Genomic DNA, 24,608 nt, shown 5'->3' on the forward strand with positions numbered 1-24,608 from the left:
GTAACTTATCATCTCTCGTATGATGATTATGTAATCTTTTTATGCAATTCCCTCAACTGCTCTTAGTTTACTGTTAAACAGTGAGCCTCACTTTTGGATACGGAAACTCTCTTTCAACCTAACACTATATTTTCTATATTTTAAATACAAATAAATATAAGGAGCAATTATATGGCAAACGTATTTGACAGAATAACTGTTAACCCTGCGATATGTATGGGTGAAGCAACAATCAGGGGAATGAGAATCACTGTGGCTTTTGTGTTGAAACTTATCGCTTCAGGAATGCACAGCGAAGAAATCTTAAAATCTTACCCTGAATTAGAAAAAGATGATTTGAAACAAGCAATAGAATATGCTGCGTGGTTGGCAAGTGAGCGTCACCAGCCATTGATGGTTAACAGGTGAATAAAATTAAGTTTATTGCAGACATTCATATCTCTCCTGTAACCATTGAAGACTTACAGAGAAATGGATATGGTATTCAAAGAGTTACTGAATTTTTACCACCAAATGCAGTCGATGAGGAAATTATTAATTTATCCATTCAGCAGGATGCAATTATAATTACTCAGGATTTAGACTTTTCAAACCTTATTGTTCAACATGGATTAACCAAGCCAAGTGTTATTTCTCTGCGTATTGAAAAACCAACTCCACAAAAAGTAACAGAAATTTTGATGAATCTTTTACCAAGAATAAAAGAAGAATTATTAAAGGGATGCATTATATCTGTTGATGACAATCAATTTCGTATCAGGCAGCTTCCAGTTCGTAAGTAATAAAAATAATTCTGTAAAGTTTTTCCCTCACTTTTTTATTCCATTACTTATCAACTATCTTAATATGCAATTCCCTCAACTGTTCTTCGCTTACTTCGGAAGGACATTCATCCATCAGTGACACTGCACTCGCTGTCTTTGGAAATGCAATTGTATCACGGATCGAATCAACTCCTGCAAACAACATTACCATCCTGTCAAATCCGAATGCAATTCCGCCGTGAGGTGGTGCCCCGTATTTAAATGCATTCATAAGAAAGCCGAATTTTTGTTTTGCTTCTTCATCACTTATTCCTAATGCCCGGAACATTCTGCTCTGCAATTCTGAATTGTGAATCCTGATGCTTCCGCCGGCAATTTCGTTTCCATTTAAAACCAGATCATAAGCCTGTGCTTTTATTTTACCGGGATCTTTTTCCAGCAAATCAATTTCTTCTATCTTCGGAGAAGTGAATGGATGATGCATTGCATAAAATCTTTTCGTTTCTTCATCCCAGTCAAATAATGGAAAATCAGTTATCCATAAAAGCGATGGCAGTGTTTCTGATTTGATCAATTCCAATCGTTTTGCGAGTTCAAGTCTCAACGCACCCATTTGATTGAGAGTAGATTTTTTCTCACCTGCGAGGATTAAAATTAAATCATTCGGTTCCGCTTTCATTGCAGTTAAAAGATTTCTTTTTTCTTCTTCACTTAAAAACTTTGCTGTCGGAGAATCAATTCCGTTAAACTGAACTTTAAACCACACCAATCCTTTTGCACCAAGATTCTTTACAAAGTTTGTAAGTCCGTCAATCTGGCTTCTGCTGAATGCCGCGCTGTTTTGTGCAACAATTCCACAAACAATTCCATCTGAATCTATCACATCTCTGAAAACTTTAAATTCTGACTTTTGAAATACTTCGTTCAGAGTATGAAGTTCCATCTCAAACCTTAAATCTGGTTTATCACTTCCGTATTTTAACATTGCGTCTTCATACGAAAGTCGTTTTAATGGAAGCGATAAATCTACATTCCAGATTTCTTTGAATAATAATTTCATCAGACCTTCAACCATACTAAAAACTTGTTCCTGACTAACAAAAGACATCTCAACATCAATCTGTGTAAACTCTGGCTGGCGATCTGCACGTAAATCCTCATCCCGGAAACATTTTACTATCTGAAAATAACGATCGAATCCTGATACCATTAATAGCTGTTTATACTGCTGTGGTGATTGGGGAAGTGCATAAAACTTTCCTTTATGAATTCTGCTTGGGACAAGATAATCTCTTGCGCCTTCCGGAGTACTTTTCATCAGCACTGGAGTTTCGATTTCAACAAAATTATTTTCATCAAAATATCGCCTGACTAATTGAGCCATTTTATGCCGAAGCAATAAAACTTTTTGAAGAGCTGGTCTGCGTAAATCGAGATACCGGTATTTCAATCTTAGATCTTCAAATGCATCTGTGTCGTCTTTAATTGCAAAGGGAGGAGTATCAGCTTCATTAAGGATGATCAGATTATCAGCAAGTACGTCAATTGTTCCTGTTTCCAATTCCTTATTGACGGCATCATCCGGTCTTCGTCTGACAGTTCCTTCAACAGAAATTACAAATTCGTTTCTCAATTTCTTTGCAAGATCATAAACATCTTTGTTGATATCAGGTTTTGCAGATGTATCGCTTTGCGAGAAAACCACTTGTGTAATTCCATAACGATCTCTCAGCCAGATAAAAATCAAAGCACCAAGATCTCTTCTTCTGTCAACCCATCCATTCAGAACAACTTTTTCACCAATATTATTTTCTCTTAATTCACCGCAGGTATGTGTACGAATTTTAAAACTCATTTAGATCTTTTTCTCCAATATTCTGTTGTTGAATGCGAAAATTAATCATTACAAAAGGGGTAAACAAATAACTCTCTCTTCAAACGATTCTCAATCTTATTATTAAGCTTTTAACTTCATCCCTCCCTTTTCTCTTAAAACGAGGCTGCGTGAAAGTTAATGTTTTGCTACGAGCTTTAGCTCGTGAATTAAGAATAATACAATAGATTGGCTTTAGCCAAATCTCTTTCGGCTAAAGCCAGAAATTAATTTTATTTTTTAAGACCACCACGACTTAAAAGTCGTGGCTAATTAATATTTTTTATACACTTCCTTTTAGGCGAAAGATAAACGCGCGATCTTTTTATTTCGATAGAATGATATTCAAATAATCTATACTCGCTTCACTGCAAAATCATTTATTAGTAAGTTTCAGTTATGAACATTGTAGAATTAATAAAAAAGAAACGAGATGGTGAATCGTTAAGATTAAATGAAATTAATTTTCTTATTTCAAACTACACAAATGGAAACATTCCAGACTACCAGTTCTCTTCCCTTTTAATGACAATACTTTTAAAAGGTATGAATTCCAATGAAACTTCTTCACTTACAAACTCAATGTTAAACAGTGGGAAAATCTTAAATCTTTCTTCTTTAAAAGGATATAAAATTGATAAACATTCTACTGGTGGAGTTGGAGATAAAACTTCTTTAATCATCGCACCAATTGTTGCTTCAACAGGAATTTTTGTACCAATGATATCAGGAAGAGGTCTCGGACATACAGGTGGAACTCTTGATAAACTTGAATCTATTCCAAGATTCAGAACAGACTTGAGTCTTTCAAATGCAATTTCTGTTTTGAAAAAATGCGGTGCAATCTTAATAGGACAAACAAAAGAAATAGCACCAGCAGATAAAATGATTTATGCACTTCGTGATGTAACTGCAACCGTCGAGTCTATTCCATTAATTACTGCAAGCATAATGAGTAAAAAACTTGCGGAAGGAATCGATGGACTTGTGCTTGATATTAAAACCGGTAATGGTGCATTTATGAAAAGTCAGAAAGACTCTGTTGAACTCGCAAATTCATTAATCAATACGGCAAAATCATTTGATAAAAAAGTAATCGCGTTTATTACTGATATGAATCAACCATTGGGAAATTATGTTGGCAACTGGCTGGAAGTTTATGAGTCAATTCACGTTCTTCGGGGAGAAATTAAAAATGATTTGTCTGAGCTATCAATAAAACTGGCTGGTGCAATGATTTATCTTGGGAAAAAAGCAAAATCAATTCAGGACGGAGAAAAAATTGCCAGTAAAAAAATTGAAAATGGCGAAGCATTTAAAAAGTTCGTGGAGATAGTGAAACTTCAGGGTGGTGAAATAAATTATATCGATAATCCTGATCAGTATCCCAAATCAATTTACATCCAAAAAATAAAATCAGTGAGGCGCGGTTATATAGAAACGATAAATACTTATAATATCGGAATGGCTTCTCTGGAGCTCGGTGCCGGCAGAAAAACAAAAGAAGAAAAAATTGATCCGAAGGCAGGGATCGTTTTGTTTAAGAAGATTGGTGATTACGTTAACAAAGGTGATATCATTTGTGAACTCCATTCTGACTCAAAATCAAAAATAAAATCAGCCGAAGATATTATCCTTCGTTCGATAAAATTTTCAAACACAAAACCGACTTTACCAAAACTGATTAAAAAAGTTATAGAGTAAAAAGAAATTAATTTATAAATTATATAAAAGGAGAGAATGTTTATGTTATTTATAATTGCACTAATTGCTGCAGTGGTTGCTTATTTCGTTTACAAGAATGCAAAAAAAAGATTTCAAAAAAATGAAGCCATATTCGCAATGCTTGGTTTTATAGTTGCATTAATCATTGTGCTGTTGCAATGTTTTACCGTAATTCCAGCCGGACATACCGGCGTGATTGATTTTCTTGGTTACGTAAGCGATAATACTTTAAAATCAGGAGTAAATATTATTAACCCAATGGCAAGTATTGAAAAGATGAGCATCAAAACTCAGGAGTTAAAAGAACTGATGAATGTTCCCTCGCAGGAAGGACTAAGTGTTGAACTTGAAATAAGTTTATTATTCAAACTTGATTCTGAAAAAGCTAACCAGATTTATAAATCAGTAGGACCAAATTATGTAGAAATCCTTCTAACACCACAATTTAGATCTGTAGTAAGAGGAGTTACAGCAAGATACGAAGCAAAAGCTCTCTACACTGCATCAAGAGAAAAACTTGCCGGAGAAATTGAATCCGAATTGGAAAAACTGGTTGGACCGAGAGGAATTACTGTCGAACAAGCAGCACTTCGCCAAATAAAGTTACCACCGAGATTAACACAGTCAATTGAAGAAAAATTGCAGGCAGAACAGGAAAGTCAAAGGATGGCTTTCATTCTGAAAAAAGAAGAGCAGGAAGCAGACAGAAAACGAATCGAGGCAAAAGGTATTGCTGATTTTCAGGAAATAGTGTCAAAAGGAATTAGTGAACAATTATTAAAATGGAAAGGTATTGAAGCCACTGAAAAGCTTGCAAATTCACAAAATACAAAGGTTGTGATAATTGGCTCGGGTGAGGATGGACTCCCAATAATACTCGGATCTGATAAGTAATAGTTAAAGATTATTATTCATCCATTGTTCGGATGAAATAGTCTTCATATTTTTGAACTCAAAAGTCAGAAAAATGATTAGACTAATATGATATCAGGTATTCACACTATTAATATACTATTACCAATCTTCTATTTTGCCACTCTGATAGTTTACTTATATGACTTTTTAAAAGGCGAAATAAAACTCGCAAATGTTAAAAGAGTTTTTCTTTTCATCACTCTATTTCTACATTTAATTTATATCGTACTCAGAACTGTTGCCTTTGATCATCCACCAATAACTAATGTATTTGAAATATTTACTATCCTCGCCATAACAATAGCATTTTCTTACTTTCTTGTTGAGTTAGTTTCGGATATTCGTGGGACAGGTCCTTTTATTATTATCCTTCCGTTTCTCTTTCAACTGATATCATCTTTATTCATTCAGGATCTGACAGAGGTGAAAGATGTGTTAAGAAGTAATTTGCTTGGAATTCATGTCATTAGTGCTTTACTCGGTTATTCTGGTTTTACAATTTCTGCTGTGTATGGATTTCTTTATTTGATATTATATAAAGATATCAAGCTTAACAAATTTGGTTTGATCTTCAATCGTCTTCCGAACCTGGAAGTTCTTGAAAGACTAAGTTTGTATTCTGCTGTAATTGGTTTTATTACTTTGACTATTGCAATAATAATTGGAGTAATCTGGCTGCCTATTGCTTTTCCAAAATTTTCATATCTCGATCCAAAGTTAATCGGCACATTGTTAGTGTGGCTGCTCTATGCAATCGGAATTACAAGCAAAATTCTTGGCAAGTGGCGGGGAAAAAAATTAGTTACGCTATCAATTGCAGGATTTGCAGTTGCGATCATATCTACAATTCTTTCAAACTTTTTAGCACAGAGTTTTCATTCTTTTTATTGAGATATGAACTTATTTGCGATATCCATAAATCACAGAACTGCACCGGTTGAATTGCGCGAAGCAGTTTATCTTAAAGAAGATGAAATCCGTCCGTTTATTAATTTTGTAAAAGAAAACCAGATAAAAGAAGGATTGGTTCTTTCTACATGCAATCGTACGGAAATTTTTGGCATTCCTGCAAATAATGAAGCAAGCCATGAAAAATTTCAAAGCCTTCTTCTGAATTTCAAGCCCGCACAAAATATAACTGAAAATAATTTTCAGAAATTTGTGTCAAGGGAAGCGATCAGACATTTATTTTCCGTTGCTACAGGAATTGATTCACTACTTATCGGCGACAACCAGGTTTTCAAACAGGTAAAAGACTCATTTCAAATTTCTGAAGATTCAAATTTTTCCGGTTACATTATGCATAGAATTTTTGACGCTGCAATCAGAGCCGGTAAAAGAGCAATTTCAGAAACTGCAATAAGCGAAGGAGCCGTAACGGTCAGCTATGCTGCTGTTCAGTTAACAGAAAAAATATTTTCAAACTTGAATAAAAAATCTGCACTCGTAATTGGTGCTGGTGAAACTGGTGAGATTGCTGCAAAACATTTATCTGAAAGAGGAATCGGAAATCTTACCGTAACAAACAGAACTCAGAATAAAGCAGAAAGACTTGCAGAAAAATTAAATGCGAAAGTAATCCCTTTTGCAGAATTCAAAGATTCAATCTTTAAGTTTGATATTATTATCAGTGCAACATCAGCTCCAGATATTTTGGTTAGAAAAGATGATATTAAAAGTGCTTTGAAGATGCGAAATAATAATCCAATGATATTAATGGATATTGCCGTTCCCCGTGATATCGATCCGGCAACGAAAGAAATTGATTATGTTTTTTATCACGATCTCGATTCATTGAATATTATCGTCGATCAGAATCTCGCGAAAAGAAAATCAGAAATACCAAAGGTTGAAAAGATAATTGAAGAAGAGCTTGATACATTCTGGGAGTGGTATAATTCACTACAGGCAGCACCAGCAATAAAAGATCTCCGTGATTTTTTTGAAGAAATAAGAAATGATGAAGTAGAAAAAAATAAAAACAAATTCTCTGTTGAAGATCAGGAAAAACTTGACATTGTTACAAAAAGAATCATCAACAAAATTCTCCATCACCCAACTATTGAATTGCGAAAAGCAGGCGATTCTTCTGCTCATCCTGAAGAATCTGTCGCGAAGATTGGAATTATCAAAGAGTTGTTTGGGATAGGTAAAAAGAAGAACGAATGATTGTATGATAGTATGGATGTATGACTTTAAATTTACGCCATCATACAATCATATATCCATACTGTCATACTTTTAGATCAGCACAATAAAAAGAAAGCACATACAATTTGAAAAATAGAATAGTCATCGGTTCGAGAGGTAGTGAGCTTGCGCTTTGGCAGGCTAACTTTGTGAAAAAAGAACTTGAAAAGAAAAATAAAAATGTTTCCGTTGAAATAAAGATAATCAAAACAACGGGCGATAAAATTCTTGATGTTGCACTTTCAAAAATTGGTGACCGAAGTTTATTCACAAAAGAACTTGAAGTCGAACTGCTGAATAAAAAAATTGATCTGGCTGTTCACAGCCTGAAAGATCTCCAAACAGTAATTCCAAAAGGTTTAAAACTTTCCGCAGTTACTAAACGACACAACGTTAATGATGTACTCATAGCAAGAAAAAAAGGAACAACAATTTTTAATCTTCCTGAGAATGCTGTTGTAGCGACAGGTTCATTGAGAAGACGATGTCAGCTTCTTCATATCAGACCTGACTTGAATATTGTTGAGTTGAGAGGGAATGTTCCATCAAGAATAAAAAAATTTCTTGAGTCGGATTGGGATGCTATTATACTTGCAAGAGCCGGTGTTGAAAGATTAAAACTGAACAAGTATATCTCATCAATAATTAAAACTGATGTGATGCTTCCTGCTGTCGGACAAGGTGCGTTGGGAATTGAAACACGAGCAGATAATAAAATTGTAAATAAAATTGTTAAATCAATTCATCATGAAAATACTTACAAAGCTGTTTCAGCCGAACGTGCATTACTTAAAACACTTGAGGGCGGCTGCCAGGTTCCAATAGGTGCATTTGCTGAAATAAAAAAAACGGGATTACATATTGATGCATTAGTCGGATCGCTTGATGGCAGTATTACCTATCGGAAAAAAATTCGCGGGAGTAAAAACAATCCGGAAAATTTAGGAAAAAAATTAGCCAACGAACTATTGAAAGCTGGTGCTAAAACAATTCTTGAGGAAATTTACAAATCAGCGAGAGCAAAATGAACAGACAGAAATTATACACAATATCGTTATTAATAATTGCGGCTTTGATCAGCATTGCTGTATTAACATCTTGCAAATGCCGCACCTGTCAGGATCAGGAACAAGATTCTGTTCCACTTGAAATATTAACCAAAGCTGATTCGTTCATTATTACTTCAACCGGTAAAGAATTTTTTAAAAGCTATATCACACCTGATTTTGCCAGAACCAAACACACTCCACCATACTACGAAATAGCTTATAAATTTTTTATGCCTGATAAACCGTATGTTGATGCAATCATAAAATTCACGGTTGATTCTGTTGGAAATGTGATTAAAAACCGTGACATAGTTGGAATCCCCCGATGTTTAAACTTTCCGGAGGAATGTGATTTTAATATAGATGAACAAACTGCGAGACAGATAGCCGGTAATATGGGTTTGAAAGATGGAGTGAAAGAATGGGACGCTGGATTTATGTGGGATTTCAAATTTAATAGATATGTATGGAGAATTTTATCGACTCTCACTGAACTGGGAAGCGATGAAAATTATAAAGCAACGGGTCAGGAAATGTTAATTGATCCAAACAGTGGAGAAGTGCTTGCATTGAACGACTGGAGAATTAATTAGTTAAACCAACCCGATTGCTTGAAGAAATCGGGTTAGTCATTAAACATATCAATTATGCTAAAAGAGAAACGTGAAATAAAAAGAGAAAGAAAAAGAGAAAAAATTCTCGATGCTGCTGCTGAACTTTTTTCCACAAAGCATTATCACGAAGTAATGATGGATGATGTTGCAAGATTAATTTCTGTTGCGAAAGGAACGGTTTATAATTACTTCACTTCGAAGGAAGAGCTTTATTTTACCATAATGCACACGAGAATGGAAAATTTGCTTTCTATTCTAAAACAAAAAATTGAATCAGAACAGAATAGTATTGATTCGCTTCGCGCTTTTGTCATTCATCTCTATATGTTTATGATGAAACACCGGAAATTCTTTCTCATCTATCAAAGAGAAACTTTAAATAAGCAGAATTCTTTTTGCGAAGACATGATTTCTCATGAGAAACAAATGAAGCAGATGATTATAAATATTATTTCAAAAGGAGAGAAAGATAAAGTTTTCAGAAAAGTTGATGAAGAATTTGCTATCAGCCTGATTTTCGGAAGTATTTATGGTGCGGTTCAAAAAGGAATAAATGAAAAAATTACGGATGATAAAGCAGCAAAAGAAAAAGAAGAAATTTTTGATTTTGTTCTGCACGGACTTTACTCAGGTTTTAACAATATCAAAGAACTTCCGTTAAAAGGAAAGACAATTGTTATAACCAGAACAATTGAACAATCAGAGGAATCTGCTTCTGCACTCACAAGTCTTGGTGCAAATGTGATTATCATTCCAACACTTGATATTGTTCCTCCGTCTGATTGGAGTAAGTTTGATTCAGTGGTTTCTCATTCCGAAAAAATTGATTTTATAATTTTCACTTCGGTTCATGCGGTTCAAATGTTTTTAAAGAGATGTAAAGAAATCGGAGCTTTGATTAACTATAACAGAACAAAAGTTGTTGCCGTCGGAAGTAAAACTTCTGCATATTGTCATAAGAATAATATCAACGTTAATATTGTGCCGGATAAGTTTAGTGCTGAAGGAGTAATCGAGGCATTATCAAAATATAATATGAAGAATAAAGTTGTATTCATTCCCCGCTCAGCAATCGGCAGAGAAGAATTACCGATGGGATTAAAAGAACTTGGTGCGATTATTAAATCGGTGCCGGTTTATAATGTAGCAATTCCTTCCGGTGAAAATGTCAGAACAAATCTTCAACAATTAGATTCAACTAAAGTTGACTTATTTATTTTCACCAGCCCATCTACCTTTGAAAATTTTTTACAGATTGCTGATGTGAAAAATCCATTTCAGTACTTCGGCAAGTTTGACATTGCAGCTATTGGTCCGACGACAAAGGAAGCAATTGAATCAAAAAAAGTTAAAGTGAAAATCCTGCCTGATGAGTTCACAATAAACGGATTAACAAAAAAAATTGTTGAATATTATAATAACCAAAAGGAGAAAATTTGAAATTGCAGAATGATTTAATTTTAAGAGCAGCGAAGCGATTGCCAACAGAACGGACTCCGATCTGGATAATGAGACAAGCCGGAAGATATTTGCCAGAGTACAGAGCAGTTCGCGCAAAACATGATTTTTTAACTATGTGCAAAACACCTGAACTTGCATCAGAAGTTACAATTCAGCCGGTTGATATTATCGGGGTTGATGCAGCAATTATTTTTTCTGACATACTTGTAATTCCCGAAGCAATGGGAATGCATCTAGAAATAAATGAGGGCAAGGGTCCGGTTTTCTCTTCGCCAATCAAGTCAAAAGATGATGTTGATAAACTAAAAGATCCCGATCCATCAAAAGATTTAAAATTTGTTCTCGATGCAATTTCACTTACTAAAAAAGAATTGAACGGAAGGGTTCCTGTAATCGGGTTTGCCGGTGCACCATGGACAATTCTTACTTACATGGTTGAAGGTCATGGAACAAAATCTTTTTCAAAAGTTAAAAGACTTGTTTATGGAAACCCTGAACTTGCTCACTACCTACTTGAAAAAATTACTAAAGCTACTGCTTCTTATTTATCCGCTCAGATTGAAGCCGGGGCAAATCTTGTTCAAATTTTCGATACGTGGGCAGGAATTCTTTCACCAAGAGACTATCAGGTTTTTGCGATGAGATATGTTCATCAATTAATTTCTGAGATAAAGAGAAATGTGGAGCCCATAATTTATTTTCCGAAAGGCGTTCATTACTTAATGCACGAACTCAAGGACATTGGTGCTGATGCAATTAGTGTTGACTGGACACTCGAGCTTGAGAAAGTGAGACGAAAAGTGAACGATAAAGTTGCAATCCAGGGAAATCTCGATCCAACAGTACTTTATGCTGATCCATCATTCATAAAAAGAGAAGCAAGAAAAGTTCTCGAGTCATTCGGCAAGGGTGATGGACACATTTTTAATCTTGGTCATGGTATCCTGCCGGACATTGATCCAGAGAATGTAAAAGTTTTAGTTAATTATGTTAAAGAGGAAAGTAAAGTTTTTCACAATTAGAAGAATAGAACGCTGATGACACAGATATTCGCTGATTTAGATTTTTATCTGCGAGAATCAGTAATATCTGTGTCATCTGCGTTCCATTAAATTTATAGGGAATCACATGTTTGAAGTTGATTTAAAAAAATTCAGGAAATACGATAAACCCGGTCCGAGGTACACAAGCTACCCGACGGCACCGCAGTTCAATGAGCATTTTACTCATTCGGATTTTATTGATGAAATCGTAAAAACTAATTACGGAAAAAATCTTCCCGATCTATCTCTTTACTTTCATATTCCCTACTGCGATACGCTTTGCTTTTTCTGTGGCTGCAATATGCTTGTAACACGAAATCGTGAAAGAATAAACGAGTACATAAAATACGTTCAGAAAGAAATTGATTTGATGAGAACATATCTTCTGCCTGACAGAAAAGTTGTACAGCATCATTGGGGCGGTGGAACTCCAACTCATCTCAAACCGGAAGAAATTAACAAACTTGCTTCATACATAAATCAATCATTCGAGTTTAATGAAAATTCAGAGAATAGCTGTGAGATAGATCCGCGTGATTTAACAAAGGAACATCTTGAAGCTTTACGAAACAATGGCTTTAACAGAATTAGTATGGGCGTGCAGGATTTTAATGAACAAGTTCAGAAAGCTGTCAACAGAATTCAACCAGAAGATTTAACCCGTAAAGTTGTAAACTGGGTGCGAGAATTGAAATTTCACAGTATCAATCTTGATTTGATTTATGGACTTCCATTTCAATCATTGAAATCTTTTACTGACACGGTTGAAAAAATTATTGATATTTCTCCTGACAGAATTGCGTTGTTCAATTATGCTCACGTTCCGTGGATGAAAAAACATATGGCACTCATTCACGAAGAAGATTTGCCGAAGCCGGAAGTGAAACTTGAAATATTAAAAATGAGTATTGAAAAACTCACAAGTGCCGGTTACGAATTTATCGGTATGGACCACTTCGCAAAGCCTGATGATGAATTATCCATTGCAATGCGAGAGAAAAAACTTTACAGAAACTTCCAGGGATATAGCACAAACGCTGGTGCTGATCTTTATGCTTTCGGAATTACTGCGATAAGTCAATTAAAAAATGTTTACGCACAGAACTTCAAGACAGAAAAAGAATATTACACTTCTCTCGATAACGAAACTATTCCAACAGTAAAAGGTTATAAGCTGAATGAAGACGATCACATTCGACACGAAGTAATAATGAAAATTATGTGTGACTTCGAACTGAACTACAAATCAATCGAGGATAAGTTCAAGATTAAGTTTAAGGATTACTTTAAATGGGGCTTGAACAACCTTAAAGAATTTGAAGCTGATGAATTAATCGTAATGAACAATGACGGTTTCAAAGTAAAAGATATGGGACGACTTCTCATCCGTAATATTGCAATGAATTTCGACGGATATATCGAGCGTAAACAAGATACAGCAAAATACTCCAGAACTGTTTAGGATATAATTGCAATGAACCCTGCCTGCCGGCAGGCAGGTTTGATGGATACATTGAACGGAAAGAAGACAAAACTAAATATTCGAGGACGGTTTAACTTAACCACTTGCAAGCAAAATATGCATATTTTTCTATATTTCGCATCCTTATCGGACAATTTTGCATCTCAATTGCAAATTTGTCCATATCTCAGTAATTTCCATTCGTGATTAAAAGACAAATACAAGAAAAACTAATCCAGTTATCAAAACAATTTCCCGTAGTTGCAGTAGTTGGTCCACGACAATCTGGGAAAACTACTTTGGTAAAGATGACTTTTAAAGATAAGGAATTTCAAAATCTTGAGGAGCCGGATACCCGGCTTTTCGCACAGAATGATCCGAGATCGTTTTTATCATCTTCTAAATCAGGATTAATTATAGATGAGGTACAAAGAGTCCCCGATTTATTTTCATATATCCAGTCTATTGTAGATGAAAATAAAGCTCCGGGAAGTTTTATTATTACCGGTTCACATAATTTTTTAATGCAAGAAAAAATTTCCCAAACACTTGCAGGTAGAGTGGCAATACTAACTTTGCTTCCTTTCAGTCTTGAAGAAATTTGGTCAGGAGGCTCAGTAGAAGATTTTTCAAACTACATTTTCAGAGGGTTTTATCCTCCAATCTACGATAGAAAAATTGATCCTTCAGATTGGTATCCTAACTACATACGTACTTACCTGGAAAGAGATGTAAGGTTGATAAAAAATATTCCTGATTTAAACTCTTTTACTTTATTCGTGAAATTGTGTGCGGGCAGAATCGGACAATTGTTAAATCTTTCCTCTCTCGCAGTTGAGGCGGGAATATCCGTAAACACTGCGAAATCCTGGTTATCAGTTCTCGAAGCTAGCTATATTACTTACAGATTGGAACCACACTTTCAGAATTTCAATAAAAGATTAGTTAAAATGCCCAAACTTTATTTTTATGATACAGGACTAGCTTGCTCATTACTTGGATTGGAGAGTAAAAATCAGGTCAGTACACATTACCTGGTAGGAGCTTTATTTGAAAACTTAATTCTTTCAGACTTGATAAAATATAAAATGAATTACGATCTAAACAGTAATTTTTATTTCTGGCGTGACAAGTTAGGGCGTGAAGTCGATTGCCTAATAGAATCGGGACTGGATAAAATCATACTTGAAATTAAATCTGGGAAAACAATTAATGAAGATTTTTTCAATGGTTTAAAGTTTTACAAAGATCTTGCAGACGATATGAACATTTTTTCATATCTTGTCTATGGTGGTCAAAAGGAGGAATCTCGCAGCTCTGGGGAGGTGCTGCCGTGGTACAAAGTAACAAAAGTTTTAAAGAGAAGATAAAGCAAAGTATTCGAGGACGGTTTAACATTTATTGACAGTCCCATTATAATTGCTTACATTTGACAAAAACAAAGGTGAGCAGTTATGAAAATAGACATATTTTCTCCTCCCCTAGTCGATTCAATTGTTTGGGGAACCATCTCGAAAAAATACCTCAGTAAGGTTTACCATATCACTGAGAAAATTATTTCATTTCTATTTGTATTCAGTCTTATACAATTTGTTATCTCAGAAACACACGCTCAAAATTTTTTTCCATTAAAAGTTGGCAATGCTTACCAGATTAAGAATCTTTGGTCTTGGTGGGGTCCTGGAGGAAATGGTGAAATTGGAACTAACTATTACCCTATTACCGTTGTTGAAGATACTGTTATCGACGGAGATATCTTTTTCCGTTATTCTAATAATATATTACTTAATAATGCGTATTTATTTAATTATGATTCCCTAAATCAAAAGGTTTATGTAAAACTTCCGAATGACACTACACTAAGGTTAGGTGTTGATTTAAATTCGCCAGCTGGTGCAACTTACATCTCCTACTTACGTGGATCACCCTTACAATTTACGTCTGGTGGGATTACAAATGAAGTTGTTTTGGGAGATACGCACTCAGTTTACATCATGCAATATTCTCCGGCGTCAGATAACTTTATTTATAAATTTGCTGATAATATTGGTTTATCATATTTCAGAGCCTGGGGTGGAATCATTCAAGCTGGTTACCAATCCACGCAAAATGTAATCTCTGGCATTATTGATAGTATAATTTATAACCCTATTATACTTGATATTGATACTCTCTATCCAATTCAGGATAGACCGATTGATACATTTCCATTTTTATTGACAGTATCTTACACCGCAAACTGGCCGCAACTGATAAATTCATTTTACTTATCAGTTGAGCATATCAGGGTTGATACTTTAATCCAATCATTGCAATATAATATTTCAAAAAATAATCCTCATATTACTTTTAATTTGCCTGATTTGTTGGTCGGAGATAAAATTAAATTAAGAGCTACCGCAACAGATTCCAGTATTTTCTTTAACGTTGCTCAGTATCCGGATACTGGGTGGGTTGTAATGAATGTATTACCTCCGATTTTAAATGTTGAAAACGAAAGTTTTCCAATACATTATGAGCTTCTACAAAACTATCCTAATCCATTTAATCCGTCCACTAAAATCAAGTATCAGATTCCTGAATTAAATTTTGTTATTATTAAAGTTTATGATGTGTTAGGAACAGAAATAACTACTCTTGTTAATGAAGAAAAGATTGCGGGAAGTTATGATGTTGATTTTGATGGAAATGAGCTGGCGAGTGGAATATATTACTATAGAATTACAACCGGAAATTTTTCACAAACCAAAAAAATGATTTTAATAAAATGACTAAAAAGTTCATCGGTATAGCAATCGTAAAAAAAATAATTTTAGCATTAATTATCTATGCTAATCTAATTTGTGCTCAAAACTTCTTCCCTCTTAAAGTTGGAAATGCTTATCAGGTTATAGATGATTGGTACTGGAATGTTGGGCATTTTAGTGGTTCGGGAACAGATTACCAGAATTTAATTGTACAATCGGATACTTTAATAAATGGTCTGCTCTTCTATAAATTCTCAAACAATTTTAATTATTATCCTCCCATTAATTATGATTGTCTATTCAGATACGATTCTCTAAATCAAAAATTGTTTGTAAAGACCCCTTACAGCCCCATTATACGGCTAGCGGTTGATTTCAACACACCGTTGGATTCGCAATATATTTCCTACATTAACGGAGAACCGATAAATTTTATTTCGCAAGGTCTTTCTTACAAAATAGTAATGGGGGATACACAATTAGTTTATTCAATGAAACATCCACAAGAAGATAATATTCCATTATATAACTATGAGTTTTCTGCAAATATTGGTTTATCTAAGTTCAAAGAATATGCCGTAAACACGAACTCACTCTTTTCACATGATCAGAATATTGTTGCAGCAATTATAGATTCATTATTTTACAATCAATTAATATTAAAGGTAGATTCTCTTTATCCGGTTGAAGATAGACCGGTTGATACATTTCCCTTTTTACTAACGGTTCCTTGCACTGCCAGCTATACTGAACTCATAGATTCATTTTACCTTGATGTTGAACACATAAGAGCAGATACTTTAGTTCAGACCAAAAAATACAACATCTCCAAGAGTAATCCACAAATCTCGTTCAATCTTTTCGGGATGCTCTCTGGAGATAAAATTAAATTCAGAGCAACAATTACCGATACCTCCATATTTTATAATACTGCACATTATCCGGATGCGGGCTGGGTTGTAATGAATGTTCTTCCACCTATTCTGAATGTTGAAGAAGAAAATTTATTATCATTCTATGAACTCGCTCAAAACTTTCCAAATCCCTTTAACCCAACAACGAAAATAAAATATCAACTACCAGAACCTGTATTTGTTACAATTAAAGTATATGATGTTCTAGGAAATGAAATAGAAACTCTTGTTAATGAAGAGAGGGATGCGGGAAGTTATAAAATTGATTTCAACGGTTTGGAGTTAACAAGTGGAATATATTACTATAGAATTACAGCCGGAAATTTTTCTCAGACTAAAAAAATGATTTTGTTAAAATGAAAATTGTAATCATTATCACAATACTCACTATCACATTAGTTGCACAACCAACTCCTAACCATTACAATTTTATGGCACAAAGAGATAGTTTGTATTATTTGCTTACAGACAATTCACTTTTGAAATTCTATTCGCATGAAGCAAGCGGTGAATTCTTTCTGACAAAATATGTTGAAGGTAACTTTCCATCTTCTACCAAATACACATTAAATGGTGATTACTTCTTTCTTGCATATAATGATTCAATATTTTATTTCTTAAACAGATCAATAGATGAATTAAGTTTTGAAAACGTGTTTGCACCTGGCTTCGCTATTTCATCACTTCACGGCTTTGGTCCATATTTTTTCATTCGATCTGGTAATACTTATCATCTTTATAAAATTGTAAGTGGACTTGTTGAATTGGTTGAAGATTCATTATTTAATCATCCATCTCAGGAGCTTGTCTTTTTCGTATATCCATATGTTACGATCGCACAAACCGTTTATAAGTACATTGAAGGGTTTGATTTTTACTCTATAACACAAATCAGTATTGGAAATGGAAATACTGGTCTCACCGATAACACACTTATATCCTATAGATTCTGGGTAGAACCTTGGCCATCAATGGAGGAACATAGCGTACTTGAGAAAACAATTATTGAAGAACCGAATTTCCCCAATTTTACCTATAATGGATGGGGAAGTAATATTAGCCAATTGCATCAACCTTTTGGATGGGGAACTTTAATTGCAAAAAAGAATTTATATTTTATGATGTGGGTTGGTGTAATTACTACACATAATTCTCAACTTGCTTATCTACCCACTACTCAAGAAAGAGCTACAATTTCAGACTATTATATTTTCTTATTAGGTAACGACTCGCTCAGATACTCTAAGTGGAATGCAGGTTCTACTTTTTATCCTTTCACCTGGGTAGACTATACTCCAGTTGAAAACAATGATGAACCTATGCTATCTTTTGAACTTTCTCAAAATTATCCCAATCCATTCAACCCATCGACAAAAATAAGATATGAGATTCCTGAAATGAGTTTTGTTACCATAAAAGTTTATGATGTGTTGGGAAAACAAATACTATCTCTTGTCAATGAGGAAAAGTCAGCAGGAAATTATGAAATTGAATTTAATGGTAAAGAATTGGCAAGTGGAATTTATTATTATAGAATTTCCGCAGGAAATTTTTCGCAAACTAAGAAAATGATTCTTTTGAAATAACACTAATCACTCGGTTTTTCTTTCATCGGGTAAAAATTTAAGAAATCATCTATGATCCGGCACTTACGGATTCAATTTCCTTTTCTTCAACAATTTTTTTTCCGGTGTTCAAATCTTTTTCTTTACTGATTCTTTCCAGTCTCATTGAGTCTGTTTTGAATTTTGGGATAACAAGAGACAAAAAATAACTTCTGAATATATACCACCAGAAACTTCTTTCTAGCAAAATTGGATTTATGTTGTGTGCAATTTCATTGTGGGCTTGAGGAGCTTTTTTCCAATGAAGTCCTGCTTTCTGATGATGAATAGTGTGATAGCCATTATTGAAAAGAAGAAAATTAAGGAACCCGGTAAAGTTTCTTGAATGATTCCACTCGGATTCTTCATCGGCGTGAACGTGCTGAACGTAATTAAATATCAAAACGCTAAATAGAGAAACTTGCTGGGGTATGATTACAAATAGTAATGCTTTCTCCCAATCAATTATAAATGCTGCAGCTATCCACAAAACAAGCACAACATACTGTGAAATACTTATCCAGAATTTCTCCCTGTTGTTTGCTTTCATTTCTTTCAGATAAACCATTATTGCTTTTTGCTGATAGTAGCCGCTAATTGTCGGATATGAAATGAGAGTAAGTAAATTATTTCTTTCACTTATCCGATAAGTAATTGAGTCATCGCCTGCCCGATTGTTAAAGCGATGATGGTTTTTATTATGTGTTGGTATCCACGCAAATATCGGGAAACCATAAAATACGGTAAGCCACCAGTCAGTAAACACATTCATCCCCTTTGATTTCCACATTGGTAAGTGGTTATGGTTATGAGTCATTACAGCCACAGTTACTGACATAAATAAAAACCATGTATAGATAAAAGTATTAGTTCCTAGCCAGAGCCATTGACTAATAAATAATGATGAGGTGATAAAAATATAAACCAGACTCTTTATGTCGGCAATTTCTTTTAGTTTTAAACTCATTTTTCAACCTCATCTTTAAAAAATAATTTATTCGGTTTCATTCTTTGTCTTAATTAGTAATACAACATTTAGACCACGTTTTAGGTTTCTTTCCCATTTGCTGTGGCTTTGCAATGACGGGATGAGTTTAATTTTCACAGTTGTAAAATCCAAACTGTTTACTTGACAATCAGGAAGTTTTACCATTTCTGCGAAAGAGCTCATTAATAATTTACACTAATCACTCGGTTTTTCTTTCATTGGAGCACTAGCAAAAAAATCTTTATAAAATCTCTCCGTGTATTTCCCGAGCATTTCTTCAACAACTTTGTGGTGCTTTGAACGGATTACAAATCCGGCGTGGTATGATTTATCCAATCTCCATACAATTTCAGGATCGTTGTAAGATGAAAGATCGGGCCACTCCTGTTTTGATAATGAAGTTATAATTCCTGCATAGTCATTTTTAACTTCGGGATATTTGTATTCTGATTCGCCCCTGAGAATTTCTATTTTCGCCCATTCACGCCATAAATTAATTCCGGATGCCGCAAGCACGAGCTCAGAAAGATTTGCTCCGCCAACACGAGCAGAAGTTTCAAGAAAATAAATTTTTCCATCTTTATCGGATTCAATAAACTCTGTGTGGGAAACTCCGCGCAGCATTCCAAGAGCTTTCATTAATTTTTCATTCAGTTCAAGAAGCTGCTGCTCTTTTTTACTTCCTCGTTCAACTGTCCTGCTTGTAAAAACTCTTCCTTCGTGTGCAACTTCAAATGGCGGTTTCCCGTACTGGCTTGCAATTGCAAATCGTACTTCGTGCTCATAAATAATTGAATCAACGTGATAAATATTTCCAGGGATAAATCTTTCCATCAAGAAAAACGATTGTTCGTCGCCAAGATGATTTATACGATTCCACATTTCTTCTTTGCTGTTAACTTTTTTCAATCCGTGTGCGCCGGCAAGCATTCTTGGTTTAATCATATACGGATACGGAACTTTTTCAGCAAATTCATTAATATCATTGTGATTAAGAACGTGAATGAATTCAGGGACAGGGATTCCCATTTCCTTTGCTCTCATTCTCATTGCAAGTTTATCACGAAAGTAACGTGCGGTTGTGTCACCCATCCCTGGAACGCGTAAATGTTCTCTTAACGCTGCAGCTTTCTCAACATCAAAATCATCGAGGGCAACAATCCTGTCAATCTTTTCGTTCCTTGCAACAAAGCTTACTCCGTAAATAACATCGCGCATATTCCATTCTTTGTTTTTATCCGGCATATAAAAAATTTCATCGATTGATTCTTTAGGCCATGGAGCCGTTTCAAGACTTTTTGATGTAAGTAATAAAACACGACAGCCTTGATCCTTACACTCACGCATAAAGTCAAATCCTTTTTCATAAGAAGAAACGCAAAGCACGGTGTTGGGTTTAGCGGAGTTCATATCTTTTGCTCTTAGTGTATTGTGTATAATAATGTGTGGCAATTTTAAGTTATATGGAAGAAAGAAGCAAGTAAGTAAAAATAAAAAAGGCTCCGGTCAGGGAGCCTTTGCGTTTATATTACTTTAATAGCAGCATCTTCCGGACTTCAGATTTTTCTCCAGCCTGAAGCTTATAAAAATATGTTCCGCTTGCAAGCTTCGATGCATCGAATTCAATTGAATATGAACCGGCAGACTTTTCTTCATTAACGAGTGTGGCTACTTCATTTCCCATAACATCATATACTTTAAGATTAACAAGTTCATTGGCGGGAATGTTGAAAGTAAATGTTGTTGATGGATTAAAGGGATTTGGATAGTTCTGCATTAATGCAAATTCCTTCGGTGAAGTAATTCCTACTTCAACTATTGAAGAGTATTCAAACGTACCGTTATAATCGATTTGCTTGAGACGATAGTAAAATTTTCCTTCGCCGGGGGAAGTGTCTGTAAAGCTGTAGCTTCTCCTCTCCGTAGTAGTTCCAGAGCCCGGGATAAATCCTATCTGTTCATAAAATTTATTATCGACACTCCTTTCAACGGCAAATCCTGAGTTGTTAGTTTCAGTGGCTGTTGTCCAGTTTAGAATAATATTATTATCAATCAGATTCGCTGTGAAAGAAGTAAGTTCAACGGGAATGGTTGAATAATCAACATACGAAATGTATTGAAGGTTTGTAGAAGAATAAATTGTTTGTATCAAATTTCCCGTGGTTCCATCTATTTCGTGTAATCCGCTGCTATTTGTTACCAGATAATTTCCGCTTGGTAACTGATAAACACCTCTTAGACCTGATACCTGCGTAAAGAAGTTTAGCTGAGTTCCGTTAGAATCGTAAATTCCTAATCCTGACGGAGTGGAGAAAACTGCAAGAGCGAGGTTGCCATTCTGCAGTTCAATAATCTGCTGTGGAAAATTTACACCCGTTATCAGGTTGTTAAGATAATTTCCATTCAGATCATACCTGTGTGCAGCATCACTGCTTGAACCCGTAACCAATACATCGTTCATCCTGAAAAGAATAGCAAATGGACTGTTTAATCCACCAGCACCAATTGCTATAAAATTACCCAGATAATTACCACTGTTATCAAATTCGGGAACACCATTCTGATTACCGCCGCTTCCAACTGTCACGACCAGATTCCCATTTGGTCTGTAAGCATGACCACGAATATTATCCAGTATTGTATTATTAACACCTCCAGCAGGAGCATAAATACCGATGTAATTACCCGATGTATCAAACTTCTGAACAAGATCAGTTATTTGATCTGAAACACTGATGAATCCTGCAGGATTAAGCAGTGCATGTTTTGGAGAAGCAAGATTGCCCGGGTTTGATGGAATATAATTCGCATTGACAAGACTACCGGTTACTGGATCAAATGATAATACGTTATCATTCGTCCAGTCAGGAATTAATAAAAGTTTCGTATCCGAATCACCATTTTCTACAGTTTCGTTCAGAGATTTTCCCCAATTAATTTCTGCATTTGAAAGATCATATCTGTCTTTTACCTGGCTGTATGTCAGAACTTCTCCATCTAAAAAGGGGTGAGAAAAATTTTTAATAACACTATAAAGTATAACACCGTTTTCCACCTTCAATACATCTATCAAAATGCCCTCTGGTAGTTTTACACTAACAGGAAGCTGCTGTTTAACAGCGGTTTGTTTTGCTTCGTAATAGATGGATGGATTTAGCTCTTTCTGTATCAACAAATTCTCGAAGTAGTTCTCCTGAGAAAAGATTGAAGTAAACAGGAAGAAAGAACTTAAACAAATAAGTAAGATTTTCTTCATGTGAGGCTCCTTTATAAATGAATAGAAGTAATTCTCTTTTGTAAGTTTAGCTTTTATAAAAGAAAGAAGCAAGTGGACTTTGTAATTTTATTTTCCGTTAACGTATTGAATATTTTTTACAACTTAATAATTTATTCCATTTTGTTAAATTTGTTCCCAATAAATCATAAACTTTTATGCCTTCTAACAAAAAAATAGTTATAATCGGTGCCGGCATTTCGGGTTTAACAACCGCTTATCTTCTTTTTAAAGAGGGTTACGACGTAATTGTTCTCGAGCAAAAAGATAAAGTCGGCGGTTCAATTGAAACTGTTTCTGCCGATGGTTTTCTATTTGACAGAGGACCGAACAGTGGATTGGAAACTACTCCGCTAATTCAGCAGCTTGTAAAAGATTTAAATCTTGAAGACCAATTTGTATATGCCAATCGTGAAGGAAATAAAAGATACATTTTACGCAATGGACAACTTCACGCACTTCCAATGTCACCTCCGGCATTTTTCAAAACAGAATTATTTTCAGGAAAAGCAAAGCTAAGATTGTTTGCCGAGCCTTTCATCGGAAGATCAAAAGATGGTTATTATCAAAGTATTGCTGAATTTGTTACCCGAAGACTTGGCAAAGAGTTTTTAGATTATGCAATCAATCCTTTTGTCGCCGGAGTGTATGCGGGAAGACCGGAAGATTTAAGTGTGAAATCTGCGTTCCCAAAACTTTATGCTCTTGAAGAAGAATACGGCGGATTAATTATGGGCACTATAAAAAGCATTCGTAAAAGAAAAAAAAGCAAAGAAGTTTCCAAGCAAAGTGCAAAAATGTTTTCATTTAAAGATGGAATGAAAGTTCTTCCCGAAGCAATTGCAGAAACACTTGGTAATCGGATTAGCACTGGTGTGGAAGTTACTTCTGTCCGAATTACCGCAGAAGGAAATTACGGGGTTACTTTCAGAGATGATAATCAGAATTTAACTTTGCTTGCAGATGTAGTTCTTTCAACCGTTCCCGCTTATAAAGCTTCTGAACTATTTGGACATTTTGATGAAAATTTATCTAAGCATCTGAATCAAATTTATTATCCGCCTGTTCTAGTCCTTTATCTTGTTTATGAGAAAAAAAATATTGGTCAACCGCTTGATGGTTTCGGGTTTTTAATTCCTGAGAAAGAGGAAAAATCTTTTCTGGGTGCAATATGGAGTTCGGTAATCTTTCCAAATCGTTCCGATGAAACCAAAGCAGCTTTTACTTTATTTATTGGCGGCTCACGTGATGCTGGTTTTGTGGACGACGTTGAGCAAATGGTAATGGACCGTGCAAGAAGAGAATTTGAAATTATAATGAAAATAAGTGCCGAACCGGTTCTGGCAGCTAAAAGATTCTGGTCAAAAGCAATTCCTCAATACAATCTTGGTTATGTTGAACACGAAAATTTCTTTGATCATTTTGAAAAGAACAACAAAGGAATTATGCTTGGCGGGAATTACCGCGGAGGGATTTCGATTGGAGATTGTATAAAGAATTCAGAATTAATAGCTAACAAGATTAAAAAGCTTTTGAATGTATAATTTATAATGTAGAATGTAGAATTATGTTTGTATTCGAAAAATCCGTTAAGTATGGAAATGCGGTATTAGAAAAGAGTTTTAATTTTTCAATTCGAATTGTGAAATTGATGAGTAATTGATTAATAAAAATCGGAATGTTGAACCATTATTAAAACAATTATTGAGATCCGGAACTTCAATTGGCGCTAATATTACAGAAGCACAAAACGCATACACTAAAAAAGACTTTATAAATAAACTTGGTATTTCTTTAAAAGAAGCACGCGAATCAGAATATTGGATTAGACCTTTAATTACAACAAATTATTTAGATAAAAATGAATCAGATAGTATTCAAAAAGATTGCGAAGAATTAATTAAACTATTAACTACGATTATAAAAAGCTCAAAAAAAAATATTTAATCAATTATACATTATAAATTCCACATTATACATTCCGG

General features: G+C 34.7%; 20 protein-coding genes and 1 pseudogene. 17 read left to right on the forward strand and 4 right to left on the reverse strand.

What is annotated here, in order from left to right; translation table 11 throughout:
* Positions 1–171 precede the first annotated feature (171 nt).
* Together HND39_05320 and HND39_05325 are read left to right on the forward strand one after the other, a co-directional pair.
* A complete protein-coding gene (locus HND39_05320) occupies positions 172–408 on the forward strand; it encodes a DUF433 domain-containing protein (GenBank protein QKJ95744.1) in 237 nt (78 codons plus the stop codon).
* Positions 405–782, forward strand: a complete 378-nt coding sequence (locus HND39_05325) for a DUF5615 family PIN-like protein (GenBank protein QKJ95745.1) — start codon at positions 405–407, stop codon at positions 780–782. The genes HND39_05320 and HND39_05325 overlap by 4 nt, the downstream gene beginning before the upstream one ends.
* A 43-nt stretch (positions 783–825) precedes the next feature.
* Here HND39_05325 and aspS read toward each other — a convergent pair whose 3' ends face one another.
* On the reverse strand, positions 826–2,619 hold the full coding sequence (gene aspS / locus HND39_05330) for an aspartate--tRNA ligase (GenBank protein QKJ95746.1): 1,794 nt from the start codon (positions 2,617–2,619) through the stop codon (positions 826–828).
* A 417-nt stretch (positions 2,620–3,036) separates the two neighbouring features.
* Here aspS and HND39_05335 point away from each other — a divergent pair, with 417 nt between their 5' ends.
* The 13 genes from HND39_05335 to HND39_05395 all read left to right on the forward strand — a co-directional run bounded on the left by HND39_05335 (position 3,037) and on the right by HND39_05395 (position 18,343).
* Positions 3,037–4,341, forward strand: coding sequence for a thymidine phosphorylase (locus HND39_05335; GenBank protein ID QKJ95747.1), 1,305 nt, complete (start codon positions 3,037–3,039; stop codon positions 4,339–4,341).
* A gap of 42 nt (positions 4,342–4,383) precedes the next feature.
* On the forward strand, positions 4,384–5,256 hold the full coding sequence (locus HND39_05340; protein QKJ95748.1) for a prohibitin family protein: 873 nt from the start codon (positions 4,384–4,386) through the stop codon (positions 5,254–5,256).
* Positions 5,257–5,343: 87 nt separating this feature from the next.
* Positions 5,344–6,168: a cytochrome c biogenesis protein CcsA gene (gene ccsA / locus HND39_05345; protein ID QKJ95749.1), complete on the forward strand. Its 825-nt coding sequence runs from the start codon at positions 5,344–5,346 to the stop codon at positions 6,166–6,168.
* 3 nt (positions 6,169–6,171) lie between these two features.
* Positions 6,172–7,446, forward strand: a complete 1,275-nt coding sequence (locus HND39_05350; protein QKJ95750.1) for a glutamyl-tRNA reductase — start codon at positions 6,172–6,174, stop codon at positions 7,444–7,446.
* Between the two features lie 107 nt (positions 7,447–7,553).
* Positions 7,554–8,495: a hydroxymethylbilane synthase gene (gene hemC, locus HND39_05355; protein ID QKJ95751.1), complete on the forward strand. Its 942-nt coding sequence runs from the start codon at positions 7,554–7,556 to the stop codon at positions 8,493–8,495.
* Complete coding sequence (locus HND39_05360) at positions 8,492–9,109, forward strand: hypothetical protein (GenBank protein QKJ95752.1); 618 nt, start codon at positions 8,492–8,494, stop codon at positions 9,107–9,109. Before hemC ends, HND39_05360 begins: the two co-directional genes overlap by 4 nt.
* A 54-nt stretch (positions 9,110–9,163) precedes the next feature.
* Entirely contained in the window at positions 9,164–10,570 is a 1,407-nt protein-coding gene (locus HND39_05365; GenBank protein ID QKJ95753.1) for a TetR family transcriptional regulator, read from the forward strand.
* Positions 10,567–11,613: a uroporphyrinogen decarboxylase gene (locus HND39_05370; protein QKJ95754.1), complete on the forward strand. Its 1,047-nt coding sequence runs from the start codon at positions 10,567–10,569 to the stop codon at positions 11,611–11,613. Before HND39_05365 ends, HND39_05370 begins: the two co-directional genes overlap by 4 nt.
* 85 nt (positions 11,614–11,698) lie before the next feature.
* The gene (gene hemN, locus HND39_05375) at positions 11,699–13,096 is read left to right on the forward strand and encodes an oxygen-independent coproporphyrinogen III oxidase (GenBank protein ID QKJ97894.1); all 1,398 of its coding nucleotides are present in this window, start codon (positions 11,699–11,701) and stop codon (positions 13,094–13,096) included.
* Positions 13,097–13,299: 203 nt separating this feature from the next.
* Positions 13,300–14,466 carry an ATP-binding protein gene (locus tag HND39_05380; protein ID QKJ95755.1) on the forward strand — a complete coding sequence of 389 codons (1,167 nt, stop codon included), beginning with the start codon at positions 13,300–13,302 and terminating at the stop codon, positions 14,464–14,466.
* A gap of 84 nt (positions 14,467–14,550) precedes the next feature.
* Complete coding sequence (locus tag HND39_05385) at positions 14,551–15,867, forward strand: T9SS type A sorting domain-containing protein (protein QKJ95756.1); 1,317 nt, start codon at positions 14,551–14,553, stop codon at positions 15,865–15,867.
* Positions 15,868–16,709: 842 nt separating this feature from the next.
* Positions 16,710–17,117, forward strand: a complete 408-nt coding sequence (locus HND39_05390) for a T9SS type A sorting domain-containing protein (protein ID QKJ97895.1) — start codon at positions 16,710–16,712, stop codon at positions 17,115–17,117.
* Between the two features lie 611 nt (positions 17,118–17,728).
* Complete coding sequence (locus HND39_05395; protein QKJ97896.1) at positions 17,729–18,343, forward strand: T9SS type A sorting domain-containing protein; 615 nt, start codon at positions 17,729–17,731, stop codon at positions 18,341–18,343.
* Positions 18,344–18,392: 49 nt separating this feature from the next.
* On the opposite strand, the gene HND39_05400 is transcribed toward HND39_05395, so the two are convergent.
* The 3 genes from HND39_05400 to HND39_05410 form a co-directional block, all read right to left on the reverse strand.
* Complete coding sequence (locus tag HND39_05400; protein QKJ95757.1) at positions 18,393–19,328, reverse strand: fatty acid desaturase; 936 nt, start codon at positions 19,326–19,328, stop codon at positions 18,393–18,395.
* Between the two features lie 216 nt (positions 19,329–19,544).
* Entirely contained in the window at positions 19,545–20,759 is a 1,215-nt protein-coding gene (locus HND39_05405; GenBank protein QKJ95758.1) for an ATP-grasp domain-containing protein, read from the reverse strand.
* A 118-nt stretch (positions 20,760–20,877) separates the two neighbouring features.
* Complete coding sequence (locus HND39_05410) at positions 20,878–22,605, reverse strand: T9SS type A sorting domain-containing protein (GenBank protein QKJ95759.1); 1,728 nt, start codon at positions 22,603–22,605, stop codon at positions 20,878–20,880.
* Positions 22,606–22,781: 176 nt separating this feature from the next.
* Between HND39_05410 and hemG the strand changes: the two genes are divergently transcribed.
* Together hemG and HND39_05420 are read left to right on the forward strand one after the other, a co-directional pair.
* The gene (gene hemG, locus HND39_05415) at positions 22,782–24,167 is read left to right on the forward strand and encodes a protoporphyrinogen oxidase (GenBank protein QKJ95760.1); all 1,386 of its coding nucleotides are present in this window, start codon (positions 22,782–22,784) and stop codon (positions 24,165–24,167) included.
* Between the two features lie 23 nt (positions 24,168–24,190).
* Positions 24,191–24,570 (forward strand): annotated as a pseudogene (locus tag HND39_05420) (four helix bundle protein).
* The last annotated feature ends 38 nt before the right edge of the window (positions 24,571–24,608 follow it).

Source organism: Ignavibacteriota bacterium (assembly GCA_013285405.1).
Classification (GTDB): domain Bacteria; phylum Bacteroidota; class Ignavibacteria; order Ignavibacteriales; family Ignavibacteriaceae; genus IGN2.

Coding starts and splice junctions, on each gene's coding strand:
- HND39_05400 (QKJ95757.1), bottom strand. CDS start 19,328: ATGAGTTTAAAACTAAAAGAAATTGCCGACATAAAGAGTCTGGTTTAT.
- ccsA (QKJ95749.1), top strand. CDS start 5,344: ATGATATCAGGTATTCACACTATTAATATACTATTACCAATCTTCTAT.
- HND39_05385 (QKJ95756.1), top strand. CDS start 14,551: ATGAAAATAGACATATTTTCTCCTCCCCTAGTCGATTCAATTGTTTGG.
- HND39_05320 (QKJ95744.1), top strand. CDS start 172: ATGGCAAACGTATTTGACAGAATAACTGTTAACCCTGCGATATGTATG.
- HND39_05350 (QKJ95750.1), top strand. CDS start 6,172: ATGAACTTATTTGCGATATCCATAAATCACAGAACTGCACCGGTTGAA.
- aspS (QKJ95746.1), bottom strand. CDS start 2,619: ATGAGTTTTAAAATTCGTACACATACCTGCGGTGAATTAAGAGAAAAT.
- HND39_05390 (QKJ97895.1), top strand. CDS start 16,710: ATGCTCTCTGGAGATAAAATTAAATTCAGAGCAACAATTACCGATACC.
- HND39_05360 (QKJ95752.1), top strand. CDS start 8,492: ATGAACAGACAGAAATTATACACAATATCGTTATTAATAATTGCGGCT.
- HND39_05340 (QKJ95748.1), top strand. CDS start 4,384: ATGTTATTTATAATTGCACTAATTGCTGCAGTGGTTGCTTATTTCGTT.
- HND39_05405 (QKJ95758.1), bottom strand. CDS start 20,759: ATGAACTCCGCTAAACCCAACACCGTGCTTTGCGTTTCTTCTTATGAA.
- hemG (QKJ95760.1), top strand. CDS start 22,782: ATGCCTTCTAACAAAAAAATAGTTATAATCGGTGCCGGCATTTCGGGT.
- HND39_05395 (QKJ97896.1), top strand. CDS start 17,729: ATGGAGGAACATAGCGTACTTGAGAAAACAATTATTGAAGAACCGAAT.
- HND39_05410 (QKJ95759.1), bottom strand. CDS start 22,605: ATGAAGAAAATCTTACTTATTTGTTTAAGTTCTTTCTTCCTGTTTACT.
- HND39_05365 (QKJ95753.1), top strand. CDS start 9,164: ATGCTAAAAGAGAAACGTGAAATAAAAAGAGAAAGAAAAAGAGAAAAA.
- HND39_05335 (QKJ95747.1), top strand. CDS start 3,037: ATGAACATTGTAGAATTAATAAAAAAGAAACGAGATGGTGAATCGTTA.